Source organism: Methylomonas sp. BW4-1, assembly GCF_052474385.1.
Map to the genome: position 1 here is coordinate 4,845,228 of NZ_CP184125.1, position 20,028 is coordinate 4,865,255.

General features: G+C 54.2%; 17 protein-coding genes and 1 pseudogene. 2 read left to right on the forward strand and 16 right to left on the reverse strand.

Features of this window, described 5'->3' with window-relative positions; translation table 11 throughout:
- Positions 1-51 precede the first annotated feature (51 nt).
- Both ACH5Y9_RS22445 and ACH5Y9_RS22450 read left to right on the forward strand, forming a co-directional pair.
- Positions 52-1,614 carry a hypothetical protein gene (locus ACH5Y9_RS22445; RefSeq protein ID WP_445367656.1) on the forward strand — a complete coding sequence of 521 codons (1,563 nt, stop codon included), beginning with the start codon at positions 52-54 and terminating at the stop codon, positions 1,612-1,614.
- A 2-nt stretch (positions 1,615-1,616) separates the two neighbouring features.
- Complete coding sequence (locus ACH5Y9_RS22450; protein WP_445367657.1) at positions 1,617-2,081, forward strand: DciA family protein; 465 nt, start codon at positions 1,617-1,619, stop codon at positions 2,079-2,081.
- 72 nt (positions 2,082-2,153) lie between these two features.
- On the opposite strand, the gene lpxC is transcribed toward ACH5Y9_RS22450, so the two are convergent.
- The 16 genes and pseudogenes from lpxC to rsmH form a co-directional block, all read right to left on the reverse strand.
- Positions 2,154-3,080, reverse strand: coding sequence for a UDP-3-O-acyl-N-acetylglucosamine deacetylase (lpxC, locus tag ACH5Y9_RS22455; protein WP_033156794.1), 927 nt, complete (start codon positions 3,078-3,080; stop codon positions 2,154-2,156).
- Positions 3,081-3,190: 110 nt separating this feature from the next.
- Positions 3,191-4,351 carry a cell division protein FtsZ gene (gene ftsZ, locus ACH5Y9_RS22460; protein WP_033156793.1) on the reverse strand — a complete coding sequence of 387 codons (1,161 nt, stop codon included), beginning with the start codon at positions 4,349-4,351 and terminating at the stop codon, positions 3,191-3,193.
- Between the two features lie 23 nt (positions 4,352-4,374).
- Complete coding sequence (ftsA, locus tag ACH5Y9_RS22465; protein ID WP_020483769.1) at positions 4,375-5,601, reverse strand: cell division protein FtsA; 1,227 nt, start codon at positions 5,599-5,601, stop codon at positions 4,375-4,377.
- A 20-nt stretch (positions 5,602-5,621) separates the two neighbouring features.
- Positions 5,622-6,365 (reverse strand): cell division protein FtsQ/DivIB, encoded by a 744-nt coding sequence (locus ACH5Y9_RS22470; protein WP_445367658.1) that lies wholly within the window; start codon positions 6,363-6,365, stop codon positions 5,622-5,624.
- The gene (locus ACH5Y9_RS22475) at positions 6,352-7,302 is read right to left on the reverse strand and encodes a D-alanine--D-alanine ligase (protein WP_445367659.1); all 951 of its coding nucleotides are present in this window, start codon (positions 7,300-7,302) and stop codon (positions 6,352-6,354) included. The genes ACH5Y9_RS22470 and ACH5Y9_RS22475 overlap by 14 nt, the downstream gene beginning before the upstream one ends.
- A complete protein-coding gene (gene murB / locus ACH5Y9_RS22480) occupies positions 7,299-8,177 on the reverse strand; it encodes a UDP-N-acetylmuramate dehydrogenase (protein WP_033156791.1) in 879 nt (292 codons plus the stop codon). The genes ACH5Y9_RS22475 and murB overlap by 4 nt, the downstream gene beginning before the upstream one ends.
- Positions 8,177-9,605 (reverse strand): annotated as a pseudogene (murC, locus tag ACH5Y9_RS22485) (UDP-N-acetylmuramate--L-alanine ligase). Before murC ends, murB begins: the two are co-directional and overlap by 1 nt.
- Complete coding sequence (gene murG, locus ACH5Y9_RS22490; protein ID WP_445367660.1) at positions 9,602-10,666, reverse strand: undecaprenyldiphospho-muramoylpentapeptide beta-N-acetylglucosaminyltransferase; 1,065 nt, start codon at positions 10,664-10,666, stop codon at positions 9,602-9,604. The pseudogene murC and the gene murG overlap by 4 nt, the downstream one beginning before the upstream one ends.
- On the reverse strand, positions 10,663-11,829 hold the full coding sequence (ftsW, locus tag ACH5Y9_RS22495) for a putative lipid II flippase FtsW (RefSeq protein ID WP_445367661.1): 1,167 nt from the start codon (positions 11,827-11,829) through the stop codon (positions 10,663-10,665). The genes murG and ftsW overlap by 4 nt, the downstream gene beginning before the upstream one ends.
- A complete protein-coding gene (gene murD / locus ACH5Y9_RS22500; protein WP_445367662.1) occupies positions 11,823-13,193 on the reverse strand; it encodes a UDP-N-acetylmuramoyl-L-alanine--D-glutamate ligase in 1,371 nt (456 codons plus the stop codon). Before murD ends, ftsW begins: the two co-directional genes overlap by 7 nt.
- A gap of 2 nt (positions 13,194-13,195) precedes the next feature.
- Entirely contained in the window at positions 13,196-14,278 is a 1,083-nt protein-coding gene (gene mraY, locus ACH5Y9_RS22505; protein ID WP_033156788.1) for a phospho-N-acetylmuramoyl-pentapeptide-transferase, read from the reverse strand.
- Positions 14,278-15,642: a UDP-N-acetylmuramoyl-tripeptide--D-alanyl-D-alanine ligase gene (locus tag ACH5Y9_RS22510; RefSeq protein WP_445367663.1), complete on the reverse strand. Its 1,365-nt coding sequence runs from the start codon at positions 15,640-15,642 to the stop codon at positions 14,278-14,280. The genes mraY and ACH5Y9_RS22510 overlap by 1 nt, the downstream gene beginning before the upstream one ends.
- The gene (locus ACH5Y9_RS22515; RefSeq protein ID WP_445367664.1) at positions 15,639-17,099 is read right to left on the reverse strand and encodes a UDP-N-acetylmuramoyl-L-alanyl-D-glutamate--2,6-diaminopimelate ligase; all 1,461 of its coding nucleotides are present in this window, start codon (positions 17,097-17,099) and stop codon (positions 15,639-15,641) included. Before ACH5Y9_RS22515 ends, ACH5Y9_RS22510 begins: the two co-directional genes overlap by 4 nt.
- Entirely contained in the window at positions 17,096-18,823 is a 1,728-nt protein-coding gene (locus ACH5Y9_RS22520; protein ID WP_445367665.1) for a peptidoglycan D,D-transpeptidase FtsI family protein, read from the reverse strand. The genes ACH5Y9_RS22515 and ACH5Y9_RS22520 overlap by 4 nt, the downstream gene beginning before the upstream one ends.
- On the reverse strand, positions 18,824-19,096 hold the full coding sequence (gene ftsL, locus ACH5Y9_RS22525) for a cell division protein FtsL (RefSeq protein WP_020483757.1): 273 nt from the start codon (positions 19,094-19,096) through the stop codon (positions 18,824-18,826). It abuts the gene before it with no gap.
- A complete protein-coding gene (rsmH, locus tag ACH5Y9_RS22530) occupies positions 19,096-20,025 on the reverse strand; it encodes a 16S rRNA (cytosine(1402)-N(4))-methyltransferase RsmH (protein ID WP_445369916.1) in 930 nt (309 codons plus the stop codon). The genes ftsL and rsmH overlap by 1 nt, the downstream gene beginning before the upstream one ends.
- Positions 20,026-20,028: the final 3 nt, after the last annotated feature.

The window sequence follows — 20,028 nt, forward strand, 5'->3', positions numbered from 1 at the left end:
TTACATCAATTATGCATTCTGTCAGCGATATCGCTAGTGATGATGGTGCATATGCACTACCGGTCGCCGAGTTTTCCGTTTACGCCTGACAGCGCCAGCTATATCGAACAAGCCAGAAATTTTCTCAATTCAGGCAGCTTGCTGATTACTCCGTATGGCTTGGCGCCGGGAGATCAGGATCAGGTCGAGAATCGTTTGTTTCCCGTGGGTTTTGCTGTCGTTCTGGCGGCCGTTTCCAGTTTCGGTATCGATGCGAAAGATGCCGCGATAGGTTTGGCGCATTTTTCCGCCATTACATTGCCGTGGTTATTATTTTTCAGTTTTCGGCAGAGCCTTGGACCACTTTATGCTTTGCTGCTGGCCGGATTAGCAGCGTTATCACCCGGTGTGCTCAAGCATTCGCTGATGGGGCTGACCGATGTATTCGGTTTATGGTTAGCGGTGGCTGTTATTGGGTTGACGCTTAACTCGCGGTCCATCGTCGGCTTTATCTTCGCTGGTTTGCTTGCCGGTATAGCTTACGCAATCAGAAATGCGCATTTAGCGCTGCTGGCTAGCGTTATTTGTTATTTTTGCTACTGCTGGTTAAGCAGCGCCGCTGGGGAACGGCGCGTTGTTTTGCTGCGCGCTGTTGCGGCGATGTTTGGCATGGCCGTGGTCGTAGCGCCGCTGCTGCTCAGAAATATAGTGATGTTTGGGTCGCTGAATCCCTATGTGATGGGGCCAAGCACGATAGGTTTTGTCGAGAATTTACGCACCTATATCGAGGCTTTGCTAAAGGATGCAACGGCTTGTAGCGAATGTGCCCGGTATGTGGCTTGGTCGCTGCCTGGTTTACTGGGATTCGGGGTTTTGATTATCGCCGCTGCCTACGCGGCTTATAAATACCGTTGCTCCAATCTACCGACTTTCGGTAAAAAAACCTTGACTATTTCAACTATTTATCTGGTCATGGGGTCCTGCGTGGTCGTTGCTGCCCGTACCCGCTATCAATGGGGCGAGGTGATTAATCTTCGCCACACCCTGCAATATTCGCCTTTTTTATGGGCTGGAATGTTTGCGCTGTTGGCTGATCATGGCAGGCAGCCCGCTATTATTGCCTGGAAGCAGGCCAAATTGGCGATTTCGGTTTGCTTGGTGTTTTTCCATGCTAGCTATGCGGTCAATTCGGAGAGTTTCCGCAACAGCGATAACGACTACCCGAAATTGGCGCAGGCATTTTCAATTGGAAAAGCCTATTTGTGCGGCAATCAGGCAGATACTTACTTGGTATCGAACTGGGCGCATGTGTTTCGGATAGAGTGCGGCGCACGAGTCCGCCAGATTGAAGCCATTGCCGCAGGGACAAAGGGTGGTGAAATGCGAGCGTTCATGTCCGCAGGTGATGGGTATATGTCAGTGCTCGAAGCTGTCAGTGACATAAAACAGCAAGCCGGCAGCAGACCAATTCGCGTCGGTTTATTTCCGGGCCGATTCGGTGTGGAATCTGAAAATTTGCCTTTGTCAGCCGTTGATGAACGGCAAATAGTGGCAAATGGCTGGCATATTATTAAAAACGATCAACAGGGCCTGATTCTGGAATATCCAAAAGTCGGCTCAGAGCAAATGAATTAGCAATGACTCGTTATCGCAAAAATGTGTTTAAGACAGCGCTGGATTTTGACAACAAGCAGTTGAATCTGTGTGTGGCCAAAATTAACGCGCAACAGGCCTTGCTTACCATTGTCAGGACGGCGTTACCGGCTGAGATTGCTCCGCATGCTCAACATTGCGTGGCGTCAGGTGCGCAGATACTGTTGTACTGCGATTCGGCCAGCTGGGCATCGCAAATTCGGTTTTTCAATCGAGCGATTTTAGACAAATTGCATGATGTGGGGCATCCCTATATTGTCCGCTTGCAAGTACGGATTGTCCCGCCGACAGGCGAGCCGATTCGGCCAAAACGCACACCGCGCTTGCCGTCAGCGGAAAATGTCGGTTTGATCGCACAGCAGATTAAGCAGGCGGACCAACAGGATGTTTTGGCGGCGGCTTTGGCGCGTTTGGGTGCTACGTTGGCGAAACGCTTGCGGGAAGATTAGTAGGTTTTGGCAGGATTGTGGCCGATCAAGTTGACCGGCCACGGCACAGCTTAATGTCTGTGTGATGCGGGATTAGCCTGTCGCGCGTGCTGATGTTTGCGCGGAATGCATAAAGGAAATCGGTGCGTCCTCGGCATTTTCGAAAGTCACCATTTCCCAGGCGTCTTTGTCGTTCATCAGGCTCAGCAGTAACTTGTTGTTCAGCGCGTGGCCGGATTTAAAACCCTGGTATTCGCCAATCAGGCTGTAACCCAACAAATACAAGTCGCCGATGGCGTCGAGAATTTTGTGTTTCACGAATTCGTCCGCGTAACGCAGGCCGTCTTCGTTCAACACTTTATCGTCGTCCACCACGATGGCGTTATCCAGACTGCCGCCCAGCGCCAGATTGTTCTCGCGTAAAAACTCGATGTCCTTCATAAAGCCGAAAGTACGGGCCCGGCTGACTTCTTTAACGAAGGTCGTCGAAGAGAAATCCATCACCGCGGTTTTCAAATGCTCGGAAAACGCCGGATGTTCGAAATCGATGGTAAAGGTAACTTTAAAACCCTCGAAGGGTTCGAACGCCGCCCACTTGTCGCCGTCTTCCACGCGGATTGCGCGCTTGATACGGATATATTGTTTGGGTACGTCCTGTTCGACCACGCCGGCCGATTGCAACAGAAACACAAACGGACCGGCGCTGCCGTCCATGATAGGCACTTCGGCGGCGCTGACATCGACAATCGCATTGTCTATGCCCAAACCGGCCAAAGCTGACAGCAAATGTTCGACGGTGGACACCTTAACGCCGTCGCGGACCAGCGTGGTGGACAACTTGGTTTCGCCGACATTTTCAGGGCGCGCGGCTATCATCACCGGGGTTTCCAAATCCACGCGGCGAAAACGGATGCCGGTATCGGGCTCGGAGGGGTGCAGGGTCAGATACACTTTATCGCCGGTATGCAAACCAACGCCGGTGGCTCTGATGGTGTTTTTTAAAGTACGCTGTTTAATCATGAAATGCCGACAAATAGGTAAAACAAAGCCGGGGAGTCTATCACAGATTATGCGATAGCTCCCCCCGAACTTGGTTGTGCAGCCTCATAAGGACTCGTGGCAAGCGGACCTTAGTCTGCTTGACGTCTCAAGAAAGCCGGTACATCCAAGTAATCCAAATCGACGTCGTTTCTAGGTTGCGCGCCGAAACGGGATTCCCGAGTCGATTCCTGTTTTTGCTGGCGGACGATGGTCGGTTTGTCCAATTGATCGTAATTGATCTCGCCGGCCGCGACTTTTTTCACCAGGCTGATAGGCGAAGCCGCTTGCTTGGCTTTTTCACCCATACCGGTGGCGACGACGGTGACTTTAATTTCCTGGCCCATGGCTGGATTAACTGCCATACCGATTTTCATGTCGGCGTCTTCGGAAGCGAAGGCGTGCATGATGCTGCCGATTTCGTCGAACTCGTTCAAACCCAAGTCGCCGTTGGAGGTGACGTTCACCAAAATGCCGCGCGCGCCTTGCAGATTGTTGTCGTCCAGCAGTGGGCAGGCAATGGCTTTTTCCGCCGCTAAACGGGCGCGATTTTCGCCGCTGGCGACGCCGGTGCCCATGATGGCGCTGCCCATATTGGACATCACAGTCTTGACGTCGGCAAAGTCGACGTTCATCAAGCCAGGGTGAGTAATCAGCTCGGTGATACCTTGTACCGCGTCGCGCAACACGTCGTTAGCGGCGCGGAATGCTTCTACCAGCGATTTATTGTTGCCCAAAGTCGGCAGCAGTTTTTGGTTAGGAATGATGATCAAGGAATCGACCAGTTTTTCCAGTTCGCGTAAACCGGCATCGGCCACGCCTTTTTTCTTGGAACCTTCAAAATCAAAAGGTTTGGATACGACAGCGACTGTCAATACACCCAGTTCTTTCGCCACTTCGGCAAATACCGCGATGGCACCGGTACCGGTACCGCCACCCATGCCTGCGGTCAGAAACACCATGTCGGCGCCGGCAATGACTTCGCGGATGCGGTCACGATTTTCTTCCGCTGCGGCTCTACCGACTTCAGGGCGAGTGCCCGCTCCCAGGCCTTTGGTGAGTTCAACACCCAATTGCACGATGGACTCTACGTTCATTTCCCGCAGGGCTTGGGCATCGGTGTTGGCGCAGATAAACTGCACGCCGTCGATACCGTCTTCCACCATGTGGTTAACCGCGTTGCCGCCACCGCCACCCACGCCGATGACTTTGATAACCGCGGTGCCGCTACTATCCAATAATTCATATTTCATTTTCACACCCTCCAGACAAAAAATTAAAAATTTCCTTGAAACCAGCTTTTGATTTTTGACAACAGATCCGCGCCATCATCGTTCATGCCTAACGCCCGGCCGTGATGATCCTTGCCGTACAGCAACAAACCCACCGCGGTCGAATAAATCGGGTTTTCCGCTACATCGGTCAATCCGGATACATGCAGCGGTACCCCCATGCGAACCGGCATATGGAATATTTCCTCCGCCAATTCGACCAATCCCCTCACTTGCGAACTGCCGCCGGTAATCACCATGCCGGCGGCAATTAAATCTTCATAGCCACTTCTTCTTAACTCTGCTTGTACCAACAACATCAATTCTTCATAACGCGGCTCGACGATCTCCGCCAGATTCTGCGCCGAGATCTTGCGCGGCTCGCGGTCGCCGATGCTGGGCACCGCGATGGTTTGTTGCGGGTCAGCCAATTGCGTCAACGCGCAAGCGTATTGGCGTTTGATTTCTTCCGCGTTTTTGGTCGGTGTGCGCAACGCCACGGCGATGTCGTTGGTGACCTGATCACCGGCAATGGGAATCACCGCCGTGTGCTTGATCGCGCCTTCCGAGAAAATCGCGATGTCGGTGGTGCCGCCGCCGATGTCGATCAGGCAGACGCCCAAATCTTTTTCATCGTCAGTCAATACCGCCGCGCAGGAGGCCAGTTGCTCCAACACGATGTCGTCCACGTCCAGCCCGCATTTACGGATACATTTGACGATGTTTTGTTCGGCACTGACGCTGCTGGTGACCATATGCACCTTGGCTTCCAAACGAATACCGGACATGCCGATGGGCTCCTTGATGCCTTCCTGTTGGTCGATCACAAACTCCTGCGGCAGGATGTGCAGGATTTTCTGATCCGCCGGAATCGCCACTGCCCGCGCCGAATCGATCACTCTATCGATGTCGTGCTGGGTCACTTCCTTTTCCTTGATCGCCACGATGCCGTGCGAATTCAGGCTTTTGATATGGCTGCCGGCGATGCCCGCAAACACCGATTTGATCTGGCAACCCGCCATCAATTCGGCTTCTTCTATCGCGCGCTGGATGGAGTGCACTGTCGATTCCAGATTGACCACGATGCCTTTCTTCAAGCCCTTGGACGGTGCGGTGCCGATGCCAATCACTTCGATTTCGTCGCCACCCCGGTATTCACCAACGATAGCAGCCACTTTCGACGTGCCTATATCCAGCCCCACTAATAAATTTCGATCTGTCTTTTTGGCCATTGTTTATGCTCAGTAAGCGTTTAAATCAGGTTTTTATTTTTTTCCACGATTGCTTTCCAATCGATGTTGGTGACTTCCGGTTTCCAGGTCACTGCAAAGCCGTTCGGGTATCGAGTATCCACACTAGCTATTTGCGCCAGCTGTTCCTCGCCCAATAAATCCATGGTTTTTAAAAAGCGTTGCATATTTTCCAGCGGTGCTTTTCTGCCCAATTGCATTTCCATGCCGCTGGCTAACTTAATCCGCCAGGCTCGCCGTTCGTTGACATGAAATTCCGCGAGCTGCATCGATTTATCCTTCAGCACGATGTAGACGCCTTTCATGATCTCCAGCAGCTTCTTTTCCTGGCCGTCCGGGCCGGTAATCAGCGGCAAATTTTTAAATTCGTCGATATTGTCCGGCACCAATAAATCGCCTTGTTTGTTCAGCAGCGCCGATTTGCCCCAGCGTACCACCGGCTTTTGCTCGGTGATTTTGATATGCACCGCATCCGGCCACACCCGCTTCACATCGACCTTATCCACCAATGGCAGCGCTTTGATCGCTTGATGAATCGCGTTCATGTCGGCCTGGTAATAGCCCTGTTTCATTTGCGGCGCCAATACTTCTTTCAGCCTGTCTTTGCTGGTGTATTGGAACGCGCCTTCAATCTTGACGTAGCGGATCGGCTTGCTGCTCAGTGCGCTGACACCGAATTGCTGCCAAGTCCACCAGCCGCCGCCGATCAACAGCGAGGTCATTAAAATCACACTAAACCGGCTCACCTGTACCCGCCATACTGGTTTCCAAAATGCGCCAGACCAATTCCTCGAAACTGATGCCGACCGCTTTCGCCGCCATCGGCACCAAACTGTGGTCGGTCATGCCGGGTACGGTATTCACTTCGATCAGTTGCGATTGGCCATTGCTGTCGATAAACACATCCACCCGCGCCCAGCCTTTTACGTTCAAGGCCTGGCAGGCTTGTACCGCCAAGGCTTGCAATTGTTGTTCGCGCTCCGCGCTCAAGCCGCAGGGACAATGGTATTTCGTGGTATTGGCCCGATACTTGGCGTCGAAATCGTAAAAGGTATTCGGTGTTTCCAAACGGATAGCCGGCAGCGCTTCGCCGTCCAGCACGCCGACAGTGTATTCCTGACCCTGCACCCACTGCTCGGCATAAACGTCGCATAGATACTGCTTGGCCAATTGCAGCGCGGCGACCAGTTCGTCGCGGTTGTTAGCTTTGCTCATGCCAATGCTGGAGCCTTCCTGTGCCGGCTTGACGATCAGCGGAAAACCCAGTTTGGTGATGCAGGCGTCAATATCGGCAGCGCTTTTCAGCACAAACCAAAGCGGCGTGCTCAAGCCCAAACCTTGCCAGCATAGCTTGGTGCGCAATTTGTCCATGCTCAATGCTGACGCCATCACCCCGGAACCGGTGTAAGGCAAACCCAAAACTTGCAATACAGCTTGCAACACGCCGTCTTCGCCGCCCCGGCCGTGGATCACGTTGAATACTCTGTCGGCTTTAACACTCGCCAAGGCATCGATGGGGCTGGCGGTCACGTCTATCGCGACGGCGTCGATGCCTTGCGCTTTCAAAGCTTGATATACCGCGTTGCCGCTGTTCAAGGATATTTCGCGCTCGGCAGCGGAGCCGCCCAACAGCACGGCGACTTTGCCGAAATCGGCAGCATTTTTGATGCGTAATGGCTTCATGCTTTTTCACCTACCCGGCAGACTTCAGTTTGCAGACTGATGCCGAATTGCGTTTGTACTTGGGTTTGAATATGTTCGATCAAGGCTTCTATATCTTCCGAGCTGGCGTTGCCGCGATTCTCGATAAAATTGGCGTGTTTTTCCGACACCACCGCGCCGCCGATGGCAAAGCCTTTCAGGCCGCAGGCTTCGATCAAACGCGCCGCGTAATCGCCGGGCGGGTTCTTGAATACCGAGCCGCAAGTCGGCTTATTGGTCGGTTGCGAGGCGTTACGTTTTTCCAACAGCGCTTTGATATGTTGTTGGCTGGCTTCGCTGTTGCCTTTGCTCAACTTTAACTGAGCAGACAAAAACCATTCGTCGGCCAGTCCTTTGACTGAGCGGTAGGCCACTTCAAATTCGTGATGGTCGCGCAGAATGACTTCACCACGTGGGTTGATCATTTCCACTCGTTCCACAATGCTCCAGGTTTCACCGCCAAACGCTCCGGCATTCATTTTCAGCGCGCCGCCCATCGTGCCGGGGATGCCAGCCAGAAATTCGGCGCCGGTCAGGCCCAAATCCGCGCAAAAGCGGGCGACATGCGCGCAAGGCACGCCGGCTTCCACGTAAACCCGTTCGGAGTCGGCGAGATACATTTCTTTCAGTCGGCCGCGGGTGTTGATCACCGTGCCGCGAATACCACCGTCGCGCACCAATAAATTGCTACCCAAACCCATCCAGTACAGCGGTTCGCCGGCCGGCAGGCTGGCGATAAATTCGATCAGATCGGCCTTGTTTTCCGGGATGTACAGGTGCTGGGCCGGACCGCCGACCCGCCAGCTGGTGTATTTCGCCAACGGCTCGTTGTTTAATAAAGTGCCTCTAGCGACCATCACTTTAGGGCCTCGGCCAATTGTTGCGGCAACTCGGCGGCGATCTGGCCGACGTTACCGGCACCCATGGTCAATACCACGTCGTCTTTTTCGACGATGCCGGCCAGGATGGTCGCCAAGTCCTCGCGGTTTTGCACGAATACCGGGTCAACCTGGCCGCGCACCCTGATCGACCGGCTCAAGGCTTTGCCGTCGGCACCGGTGATCGGCGCTTCGCCGGTCTGAATACACGTCCAGCAAAATCAGCACATCGACGCTGGACAATACTTCCACGAAATCTTCGAACAAGTCGCGGGTGCGGGTGTAGCGGTGCGGTTGAAACACCACGACTTTACGGCGCGTCGGCCAGGCTTGGCGCAAGGCTTCCAGCGTGGCGGCCAGTTCGCGCGGATGGTGGCCATAATCGTCAACCAAGGTTAGCTTGCCGCCTTGGAAATCCACGTCGCCGTTGATTTGAAAACGCCTGCCTACGCCTTTGAATTCCGCCAGACTCTTTACAATAGCCGCATCGTCCACACCCAGGGCGGTGGCGATAGTCGTCGCTGCCAAGGCGTTCAGCATGTTGTGCCAGCCAGGTAGATTCAGAGTGACTTGCAAGGGCGGTAAATCACCCCAACGCAATACCGTGAAATGGGTGCGCAAGCCGTCCTGGCGAATATCGACAGCGCGCACGTCGGCGTAACTGCTGACGCCGTAGGTCTTCACCGGCTTGGATACATTAGGCAGCACGTCGCAGACGCCCGGATCGTCGATGCACATCACCGCCAAACCGTAGAATGGCAATTGATGCAGGAATTTCAGGAAAGTGTCCTTGAGTTTGCTGTAGCTGCCGCCATAGGTTTCCATATGGTCTTGGTCGATGTTGGTGACAATGGCCATCATTGGCTGCAGGAACAAGAACGACGCATCGCTTTCGTCGGCTTCGGCGACCAAATATTTACCCAAACCCAGTTTGGCGTTGGCGCCGGCGCTGTTTAAGCGGCCGCCGATCACAAAAGTGGGGTCCAGGCCACCTTCGGCCAGCATCATCGTGGTCAGGCTGGTGGTAGTGGTTTTGCCGTGGGTGCCGGCGACAGCGATACCAAATCTGAAACGCATCAATTCCGCCAACATTTCCGCACGCGGAATTACCGGGATGCGGTTTTCGTAGGCGGTGACGATTTCCGGGTTGGTTCTATCGACAGCGGTGGAGGTGACGACCACATCGACATCAGTCACATTGTCGGCGTGATGGCCAAAATAGACTTTCACGCCCATCGCTTGCAGGCGGTCGGTAACCGCCGAGCCTTTAATATCGGAGCCGGACACGCTATAGCCCAAGTTGGATAGCACTTCGGCGATACCGCTCATGCCGGTGCCGCCGATGCCGACGAAGTGGATTTTGTCGATGTCGCCCAGTGCTTGGTTTTCGATGTGGGGGCGGTTCATACGGCGGCCTCCGCAACGCAAATATCCGCTACGGTCTGAGTGGCGGCGAGTCTAGCCTTGGCTTTGGCGGCCCGGCTCATGGAAGTTAATGATGTCATGGCTTGTTCTAGGGTTTTACGCAGATTGTCCGCGTTTAATTCGGGTTGCGGCAGCAAGATGGCTGCACCGGCTTCGCTTAAATATTTGGCATTGGCGGTTTGATGATCGTCGATGGCGTGCAGCAAGGGCACAAAAATCGCCGGCAAACCGCAGGCCGCTACTTCGCTGACCGTCATTGCGCCGGCCCGGCAAATAATCAAATCAGCCCATTGATAGGCGCCGGCCATATCCTCGATAAAGGCCAGGGCTTCGGCATTCAGATCCAGCTTGCGGTAGCGCTCGGCCACTTCGGCTTGCATCGCGCTGCCGGTCTGGTGCTTTACCTCCAGATTGCTCAATCCGGCCAATGCTTCTGGCACAGTGTCGTTCAGGACTTTGGCGCCCTGGCTGCCGCCCAGGATCAAAACCCTTAAATTGCGTCCGGCTTGCGGGTGCCATTCGGATTTTTCCGGCAGATCAATGAACGCATCCCTTAATGGATTGCCGGTGCAGACGGCGTGTACCGACTTGGCGAAGCTGTCCGGAAACGCTTCCAAGACTTTGCTGGCAGCGAGCTTTACTAACAAGCGGTTGGTGGTGCCGGGGACCCGGTTTTGTTCGTGTATTACCAGTGGGATGCCCAGCCATTTCGCCATCAATCCGCCCGGTCCGGCCACAAAACCGCCCATGCCCAATACCACGTTAGGTTGGCGTTGCTTCAGTATGCGCCGTGCTTGCAGGCAGGCTTGGATCAATTTAAAACCGGCGCCGAGTTTGGACAGCAAGCCCTTGCCGCGCATGCCGGCTACCGCCAGCCAGTCGATGTCTATGTTGTTGGCGGGCACCACGCGGCTTTCTAAGCCTTTCTCGGTGCCAAGCCAGCTGACTTGCCAGCCGCGTGTTCGCATTTCCTGGGCGACCGCTAGTGCCGGAAACACGTGTCCGCCGGTGCCGCCCGCCATGATCACGATGCGGCCGCTCATGCGTGTTTCCCCTTCACATTGCTTCTATTGTGTTCGGTCACTTCGTAGTGAATCCGAAACAATACGGCCATTGCGCCGCACATCACGATCATACTGCCGCCACCGTAGCTCATCAGCGGCAAGGTCAAACCTTTGGTGGGCAGCATGCCCATGTTGACGCCCATATTCACGAAGGATTGGAAGCCAAACCAGATACCTAAGCCGTAAGCCGCCAAGGCGGAAAATTTTAGACCGGCTTGCTCGGCTTGCTCGCCAATCGCAAAGGCGCGCACGACCAGGGCGGCGAATAGGCCGATGATCAGCAGCACGCCGAGCAGGCCGAGTTCTTCACCCAATACGGAGAACAAAAAGTCGGTATGCGCTTCCGGCAGGTAAAACAGTTTTTGCAGACCGTTGCCCAAGCCAACGCCGAAAAATTCGCCGCGACCGAAAGAAATCAAGGCCTGGGTGAGCTGAAAGCCGGTATCTCTGGCATCGGCCCACGGGTCCATGAAGCTGGTGACCCGCGCCAGTCGATAGGGCGACTCAATGACCAAGATCACCGCCAAACTGGCGACCAGGCCCAATAAAATAATGAATTGAGAAATACGGGCGCCGCCGAGAAACATCATGCCCATAGCAATGATCAGAATCACCACCGCCGAGCCGAAGTCGGGCTCAAGCAATAACAGTACGCAAGCCACCGAAAACAGCATCAACGGCTTGACCAAGCCGAATGCGGAACGGCGGACGTGGTCGGCATGACGGGTGACGTAACCGGCCATATAAATCACCGAAATGAATTTCACGACTTCCGATACCTGGATCCGCAAACCCAGAATCGATAGCCAGCGGATACTGCCGTTAACCCTGATGCCTACACCGGGAATCAATACCACCAGCAGCAAGGCCAGGCCGGCGATGAACAGGGTTTGGCCCATTCTTTCCCAGCTTTGCATCGGTATGTTCAAAATGATCGCGGAAAAGCCCAAGCCAAAAGCAATATGAATGAGTTGCTTGAAGGGATAGTGCGAAATGTCGTCGGCCATTTTGACGCCCAAATGCAAAGAGGACGAGGTGACCAGCATAAAACCGATGCCCAGCAGGCTGAAGCACGCCAACATCAACACCGGGTCGACGTGCAGGCGGTTTTGCGCGCGGGGCTTGGGCGTCGGTTTCAACATAAGGGCAGACTCATCACGGCTTCGGCGAACTTATTGCCGCGGTCAACATAGCTGCGGTATTGATCCAGGCTGGCGCAGGCCGGTGACAGCAGCACGCTGTCGCCTTCGCTGGCCAAACTGGCGGCGATGGTGACCGCTTCTTTCATGTTGCCGGCGAAATGGACAGGCACACAGTTATTCAAAGCTTGTGCGATCAATGGTGCATCTTTGCCTATCAGGACCACGGCCTTGGTTTTTTCGGTGACGGCAGGCACTAATTCGCTCATGTCCGCACCTTTAGTTTCGCCGCCGGCAATTAAAACAACTTTATGCTCGTAGCCGTTTAGCGCGGCGATACACGCACCGATGTTGGTGGCTTTGGAATCGTTAACCCAATTAATGCCGCCTTTTTCCGCGACTTTTTGCATGCGATGCGGCAGGCCTTTGAATTTTCTAAGCGCATCGCACATTTTGGTGATGCTTAGGCCGGCAGCCGTGCCCAGGGCCAGCGCCGCCAACGCATTGGCGATGTTGTGGCTGCCTTCCAGGCGCAATTTACTGGCTGCCATCAGGGCTTGTTCGCCTTGCATTAAAGTATCGATTTCGCCGCGACGCAGATAAAAATCGGCTTGAGTTTGGGTGGAAAAAGTCAATGTTTGCCGGGCGGGATCGCGCATGGCCATGACCATCGGGTCGTCGGCATTCAAGATCATCACGCCGTCACCCCGAAACACCCGCTGCTTTTCCGCCGCATAACCGGCCATGCCGTCATGGCGATCCAGATGGTCCGGACTGACGTTTAATACTGTGGCGACTTTGGCGTTTAAAGCGGTGGTGCGCTCCAATTGGAAGCTGGACAGTTCCAATACGTAAAGTTCGGCGTCTTGTTGCAGCAAATCCAGCGCCGGTGTGCCGAGGTTGCCGCCGATGGCGGTTTTGACGCCGGCGGCGTTAGCCATTTCGCCCAGCATGGTGGTAACCGTGCTTTTACCGTTGGAGCCGGTGATGGCGATAGCCGGTTTATCAGTGGCGCAAGCGAATAAGTCGATGTCGCTGAGTACGGTAACGCCCGCCTGTACGGCCTTTTGGATGGCCGCTTCGTGTAAAGATACGCCAGGACTGACCAGCAAATGAGTGGCGACATCTAGTGCGGACTGGTCGAAACCGCCGGAAAATACCGGTACGTCCGGCATTTGTTCGCGCAAATTATCGATTAGCGGCGGATTTTTCCGGCTATCGATTACGGCGAATTTAATCGGGGTCTTTTGCAAAAATTGAGCAGCCGAATAGCCGGTAGCGCCTAGACCGACGATCAATAGGCGAGCGTTATCCGGATTTAAGTTGAAATGGGTTTCCAGATTACTGACTAGGGCGGTGGTGTTCATGCTTATCTCAGTTTCAAAGTGGCCAGACCGATCAACACCAAGATGACCGAGATAATCCAGAAACGCACGATGATGCGTGGCTCCGGCCAGCCTTTCAATTCGTAATGATGGTGAATCGGCGCCATCAGAAACACCCGCTTTTTACGGGTTTTGAAGGAGGCAACCTGGATAATCACCGAGATGGTTTCCATCACGAAAATACCGCCCATGATCACCAAAACGATTTCTTGTCTAACCAACACCGCGACGATGCCCAGCGCAGCACCCAGGGCCAGTGCGCCGACATCGCCCATGAACACCATGGCAGGATAAGTGTTGAACCACAAAAAGCCCAGGCCGGAACCGACCAGGGCCGCGCAGAACACCACCAACTCGCCGGCTTTGGGGATGTGCGGGATAGCCAGGTATTGCGAGAAATTAACGTGGCCGGATAAATACGCAAAAATCGCCAAGGCGGCGGCGATCATCACGGTCGGCATGATGGCCAGGCCATCCAGGCCGTCAGTCAAGTTGACGGCATTGCTGGAGCCGACGATGACGAAATAGGTCAGTACGACGTAGCCCCAGCCGATGTCGACGGTGACGTTTTTGAAAAACGGCACGATGAATTGGGTTTCCGCCGCTACTTGAGCGGTGTTGTATAAGTATAAGGCGGCGCTCAGTGCCACCAGCGATTGCCAGAAATATTTGGCGCGGGCGGATAGGCCGTCGCTATTGCCGAGCAGGACTTTTTTATAGTCGTCGATAAAGCCGATTACGCCATGTGCCAGTGTTACCAGCAACACCACCCAGACATAACGATTGCTCAAATCCGCGCAGAGCAGGGTGCTGATCGCTACGGCGAACAGAATCATCGCGCCGCCCATGGTTGGTGTGCCGGATTTGGAAAAATGGCTTTGCGGGCCGTCGTCGCGCACGCTTTGGCCGATTTTTTTGCGAGTCAATTTTTCGATCATGGCCGGGCCGACCATCAGGGAAATAATGAGCGCGGTCAGCACGCCCAAGATGGCGCGAAAGGTCAGGTAATGTAGCACCCTGAAGCCGCTGTCGATATTGCTTAAATAATCCGCGAGTAAAAGTAACATTAGGCTGCTCTGAAATTGTTGACCATCGCCGCCACCACGTTTTCCATTTTCTGGGCGCGCGAGCCTTTAACCAATAGGGTTTCCTTACCTGTGACAGCTGTTGTCAGTGTGTCTATTAATTGTTCCTGATCGTCGAAAAACTGGCCGCCGTCGCCAAAGGCTTCAACGGCATGTTTTGCCAATGCGCCGGTCGCGAACAAACGCTTCACTGATTTTGCTTTGATTAATTCGCCCATTTCCCGGTGTATCGCCGGGCTGTCCGGGCCGAGTTCGCCGAAAGCGCCCAATGCTACCCACGCTTCGCTGCCGCAATCGGTCAGTACGTCCAACGCGGCTTTCAAGGAGTTGGGATTGGCGTTGTAGGTGTCGTCGATGACGATGTTGCCCTTGCGGCCTAATAAAGGTTGCATGCGGCCGGTGACCGGTTGGAGTTGTTCCAGGCCTTGTTTAATGTCTGACAGGCTGATGCCGAATTGCAGTGCTACTGCCGCTGCGGCCAAAGCGTTTTTCACATTGTGGGTGCCGGCCAGATGCAGGCGGATTGGTAAACTGTCGGTCGCCGTTTTTAATTCGAAATAGGTGTTAAAGCCGTGCGAATCTAAGGCTGTGGCAATATTTAACGCAGTAACGTCGGCTGCGGGGTGCAAGCCGAAAGATACGCTGCGACGGTTGCCGGCCATGGTCAGCAAGAAATCGTAAAAAGCGTCATCGCGATTTAATACCGCCACGCCGCCCTCACCGAGGCTTTTGACGATTTCGCTTTTGGTTTTAGCCACGCCTTCGATGCTGCCGAAACCTTCGATATGGGCGGCGCCAATATTGGTGATGACGCTGACATCGGCTTGCGCATAGCGGCTGGTATAGGCAATTTCACCGGGATGATTGGCGCCCATTTCAATGACTGCGTAGCGATGAGAGTCATCCAGTTTGAGCAGTGTCAGCGGCACGCCGATGTCGTTGTTCAGATTGCCTTGGGTCGATAGGGTGTGGCCTTGGGTGGCGAAAATCGCCGCAATCATTTCCTTGACGGTGGTTTTGCCGTTGCTGCCGGTGACGCCGGCTACTTTGACCGACAAGGTTTTGCGCCAGTATCCAGCCAATTCCGCCAACGCCAAATGCGTATCGGCGACGATGATTTGCGGTAAAGCGGATGGCGCGGCTCGCTCGAGTAACAGCGCTGCCGCACCGGCTTGCTCGGCTTTATCGATAAAGCTGTGGCCGTCGAAGTTTTTGCCTTTTATTGCGATGTACAGCGCGCCGGCTTGTAAGGTGCGGGTATCGATGCCGGTGGCGCGAATTTCTTTGTCTTCCCCGATTAGCTTGCCGTTGACGGCTTGGGCTATTTCGCTGAGTTGCAGCTTCATGGTTTGCTCCACGCCGCCAGTGCTTGCTTGACGACAGCGCTATCGCTGAACGGTCGCTTTACGCCGCCGATTTCTTGGTAGTCCTCGTGGCCCTTGCCGGCTATCACCACGCAATCGTCTGGGTCTGCTTGTCGTATCACTGTGTTTATGGCCGTGGTTCTATCGTTAATGACCGTTATTTTTTGGCTTTGGCAGCCGCTCAAAATATCTTTAATAATCGCTGCCGATGCTTCGCTGCGCGGATTGTCGTCGGTGACGATGACTTGATCCGCCCAGGTTTCGGCAATCAGGCCCATTTCCGGACGCTTGCCTTTATCGCGGTCGCCGCCGCAACCGAATACCACTCGCAGATGGTGCGCGCCTTTTACTGCTTTAAGTACTTTTTCCAAAGCATCCGGGCTATGGGCATAATCCACGAATACCGTGGGTTTGCCGTTGCCGCCGAATTTTTCCATACGGCCGGCAATGGCGTTTAATTTGGCCAGTTGCGCGACGGCGGCGTCGAATTCGCTGCCGGTCGCCAGCAATACACAAAGCACGGCTAGCACGTTATCCAGGTTAAAGCCGCCAACCAGCGTTGTCGTTGCCCGGCGTCTTTGCTCGCGCCATATCACATCGAATTCGATGCCGGCAGCGCTATGTTTTACTTGCTCGGCACTTACGGCTTCCTTAGCAGTTCCGCGTTGGCCGGTCGCGCTATAGGTCCAGCTTTGCACGGCGTCCGGCAGGCTTTGCAATACCTCGGCGCTGCTGGCGTCGTCCAGGTTGACCACGGCAAACTGCAGGCCAGGCGTTTTAAACAAGGCCAGTTTGGCTTGCAGGTATTCCGCCATGCTGCCGTGATAATCCAGGTGGTCCCGGCTCAAATTGGTAAAAACCGCGCCTTTAAAGCTAACCCCGTTAACCCGGCCTTGGTGTAAACCGTGCGAGGAGACTTCCATGGCCGCGTTACGCTTATCCTGCTTTACGAATTCGTTCAGCATCCGCTGCACGGCCAATGCATCCGGCGTGGTGTTGGCGGTCGGCTGCAAATTGCCGACATCGCCCCAACCCAGCGTGCCTATCACGCCGCAAGCCGGCAAAGCTTGCGCGATTAATTGGCTGCAGGTGGTCTTGCCATTGGTGCCTGTTACACCGATCACATCCAATAGTTGCGACGGGTTGCCGTAAAATCTTGCGGCGATTTCGCCCAACTTTTGCGCTAAATCGGTTATAGCCACGCTTGGTACTGTTACTTTGCTGACGATCTGCGTCTCCGCGCCGCTTGGATCGTAAATTACCGCGACCGCGCCGTTGGCAACAGCTTGTTCCGCATGCGCAATACCATGCTGGACGGCACCGTTCAACGCAATGAATGCGTCGCCGGCTTGGATGTTTCGGCTGTCCAAACACAATCCGCTGATTGCCAAATCCGGCGGATTTACGGTCATTCCGTGTAGCAATTGGGCTAGCTTCATTGTTTGCTCAACAATAAATGCATGTTGTCCATGCCGTCCGGCTCAACGCCGTATACTCGTAATGCGCCCGCCATCACTTTCGAGAAAGCCGGTGCCGCCACCAGGCCACCGTAATATTGGCCGGTGGTAGGTTCGTCCACCACAATCGCGATAATGAAACGCGGATTGCTGGCCGGGGCCATGCCCACAAATACCGATAAATATTTGTCTTCGCTGTAACCGCCGGCTGCGGCTTTTTTCACGGTGCCGGTTTTACCTGCTACCCGGTAACCTTCGACTCTGGCCTGGTATGCCGTACCTTCTTTGCTGATCACGTGCTCCAGCATTTCCCTGACCTTTCTGGCGGTTTCGGGTTTGAAAATCCGTTGGGCATCGGGATCTTCATCGCGCTTGAGTAAAGTCACGGAATGAATGATGCCGTCGTCCGCCAAAGCGGTATACGCTCTGGCCAATTGTAAAATCGAGGTGGAAACCCCGTAACCGAACGATAAAATCGCCTGGTCGAATTCGTGCCAGCCCTGATAATCCAGCAAAGAGCCGCTGGCTTCTCCCGGAAAACCAACACCGGCGGAGGTGCCGAACCCCAGCCTGCTGTATACGCCCCAAAAATACTCCGGCGGCATGCTCATCGCGATTTGCGTGACCGCGATATTGCTGGATTTTTGCAGTACGTGGGTCAAATCCATTGTGCCGTAGTTATGCACGTCCTTAACGACGTTGCGACCCAAGTGATAGACACCATGGGTTTCTATCAACACGTTGGGTTTGATATAGCCACCATCCAGCGCCGCCGCTACCACGAAGGGTTTGACCGTCGAGCCGGGTTCGAAGCTATCCACCATGGCCCGATTCCGATAGCGGTTACTGCTCAATTCCTTACGGTTGTTGGGATTGAAAGCCGGTTGGCTGACCGTCGCCAATACATCACCGTTCTTGGCATCCAGTACCACCAAGGATGCCGAATGCGCTTTGTTCTGGATCATTGCGTTCTGCAATTCCCGATAAGCCAGGTATTGCAGGCGCTCGTCGATAGTCAACACCAGGTCGCGGCCCGGGATGGCTTCCTCAATATTTTCTACGTCCTTGATGATCTGCCCCTTGCCGTCCTTGATCACGCGCTTTTTGCCGGGCTGGCCGCGTAGAATGTGCTCGTAGCCGTGCTCTATGCCTTCCTGGCCGATGTCGTCGATATTGGTAAAGCCCAATAAATGGCCCGATACCGCGCCGGCTGGATAGTAACGCTTGAACTCCCGCTCGAAATACACACCGGTAATTTCCAGCGCTTTGACCTTTTCGGCTATATCCGGGTTAATCTGCCTGCGCAAATAGACGAAACGCTTATTGGCGTCTTTTTCCTTTTTTAACAGCGAACGCAGTTCCTTTTCCGGAAAACCGAGGATTTTCGCCATCGGTGTTAATTTGTCCTGTTCCGCATCTCGCAGTTGCCGCGGGTTGACCCAAATTGACTGCACCGGAGTGCTGATCGCCAGCGGTTCGCCGTTCCTATCCTTAATCTGCCCGCGATAAGCCGAAACCGACACCACGCCGACGTGCTGCATATCGCCTTTGTCCTGCAGGAATTCTTTATCGAGAATTTGCAGGTATACCGCGCGGCCCACCAAGGCCAACATGGCCAACAACATCACCGAAAGCAGCAATCTGCGCCGGATCACAAAATCTGTATTGTGGCGCGGTATCGTGCCCGCACCGGTGGCAATTCGCATTTACGGCTTTATATAAATAATTTTGTCTTGGGCCGGCAAAGTCAGCATCAGCCGTGTCCTTGCTTCGATTTCAACCCGGTTTTCTTCGGTGAGCGTCGTCAATTCCAGTTGTAGCCGACCCCATTCCACTTCGTAGTCGTCGAGCTCTTTTTCTTTTTTCTGAATGTCGATAAACAGCAGTCGCGATTGGTATTTGCTGTAGATCACGGCAATGCCGGAGATCATCAGCATCGCCACCAACAGTGTCAGCAGGATATTTCTTGCAATCGCCATCAACGTTTCTCCCCAACTCGCATGACCGCGCTACGTGCGCGTGGGTTTTGTTGCAATTCCTGTTGTTGTGCCCTTATCGACTTGCCTATTTTGCGTAACTGGCCTTGTTCTATGTCCTGCTCTTTAATCGGCAGCTTGCCGGGATTGGTTTTCGGGCCTGCTTGGTCGCGAATGAAGCGCTTGACGATGCGGTCTTCCAATGAGTGGAAAGCGATCACGACTAAACGTCCACCTGGCGCCAATACCTCCACAGCTTGTTTCAATCCGGTTTTAATCTGTTCGAGTTCTTGGTTAATCTCTATCCTGATCGCCTGGAAGCTGCGGGTGGCAGGATGTTTGTGTTTATCTCGAAACGGCACGCTATTTTCGATCAATTTTGCCAATTGCAGAGTTGTCTGCAGCGGCTGCTGTTGGCGTTGGCTGACAACCGCGTTGGCAATCCGTCTGGCAAAACGCTCTTCGCCATATTCAAACAGCACGCGAACCAATTCTTTTTCCTCGACTCGCGCCAAATAATCCGCTGCCGATAAGCCGTAATTGCTATCCATACGCATGTCTAAAGGACCATCGCGTAAAAAACTGAACCCGCGTTCCGCATTGTCTAGTTGCGGGGACGATACGCCCAAATCCATCAGAATGCCGTCGATTTTGCCCGTATAGCTGTGCTGTTCAATGACGGTACTCAGGTCTGCAAAGCTGGCGTGATTTAAACTAAAACGGCTGTCTTCCGATAGGCGTTTGGCTTCGTCGCTAGCGATGGCGTCCATGTCTCTGTCAAGCGCCAGTAATCTGCCGGTGCTATTCAGTAATTTCAGAATGCCGCTGCTGTGCCCGCCACGCCCGAACGTGCAGTCCAGATAAATACCGTCCGGTTTTATGTTGAGTTGCTCTAGGGCCTCTTCGTACAAAACCGTCTGATGGGCGGTCATCTC

What these genes read in the sequence shown, in the direction of transcription:
- ACH5Y9_RS22445 (WP_445367656.1), top strand. Translation starts at nt 52, where the DNA reads ATGCACTACCGGTCGCCGAGTTTTCCGTTTACGCCTGACAGCGCCAGC.
- ACH5Y9_RS22450 (WP_445367657.1), top strand. Translation starts at nt 1,617, where the DNA reads ATGACTCGTTATCGCAAAAATGTGTTTAAGACAGCGCTGGATTTTGAC.
- lpxC (WP_033156794.1), bottom strand. Translation starts at nt 3,080, where the DNA reads ATGATTAAACAGCGTACTTTAAAAAACACCATCAGAGCCACCGGCGTT.
- ftsZ (WP_033156793.1), bottom strand. Translation starts at nt 4,351, where the DNA reads ATGAAATATGAATTATTGGATAGTAGCGGCACCGCGGTTATCAAAGTC.
- ftsA (WP_020483769.1), bottom strand. Translation starts at nt 5,601, where the DNA reads ATGGCCAAAAAGACAGATCGAAATTTATTAGTGGGGCTGGATATAGGC.
- ACH5Y9_RS22475 (WP_445367659.1), bottom strand. Translation starts at nt 7,302, where the DNA reads ATGAAGCCATTACGCATCAAAAATGCTGCCGATTTCGGCAAAGTCGCC.
- murB (WP_033156791.1), bottom strand. Translation starts at nt 8,177, where the DNA reads ATGGTCGCTAGAGGCACTTTATTAAACAACGAGCCGTTGGCGAAATAC.
- murG (WP_445367660.1), bottom strand. Translation starts at nt 10,666, where the DNA reads ATGAGCGGCCGCATCGTGATCATGGCGGGCGGCACCGGCGGACACGTG.
- ftsW (WP_445367661.1), bottom strand. Translation starts at nt 11,829, where the DNA reads ATGTTGAAACCGACGCCCAAGCCCCGCGCGCAAAACCGCCTGCACGTC.
- murD (WP_445367662.1), bottom strand. Translation starts at nt 13,193, where the DNA reads ATGAACACCACCGCCCTAGTCAGTAATCTGGAAACCCATTTCAACTTA.
- mraY (WP_033156788.1), bottom strand. Translation starts at nt 14,278, where the DNA reads ATGTTACTTTTACTCGCGGATTATTTAAGCAATATCGACAGCGGCTTC.
- ACH5Y9_RS22510 (WP_445367663.1), bottom strand. Translation starts at nt 15,642, where the DNA reads ATGAAGCTGCAACTCAGCGAAATAGCCCAAGCCGTCAACGGCAAGCTA.
- ACH5Y9_RS22515 (WP_445367664.1), bottom strand. Translation starts at nt 17,099, where the DNA reads ATGAAGCTAGCCCAATTGCTACACGGAATGACCGTAAATCCGCCGGAT.
- ACH5Y9_RS22520 (WP_445367665.1), bottom strand. Translation starts at nt 18,823, where the DNA reads ATGCGAATTGCCACCGGTGCGGGCACGATACCGCGCCACAATACAGAT.
- ftsL (WP_020483757.1), bottom strand. Translation starts at nt 19,096, where the DNA reads ATGGCGATTGCAAGAAATATCCTGCTGACACTGTTGGTGGCGATGCTG.
- rsmH (WP_445369916.1), bottom strand. Translation starts at nt 20,025, where the DNA reads ATGACCGCCCATCAGACGGTTTTGTACGAAGAGGCCCTAGAGCAACTC.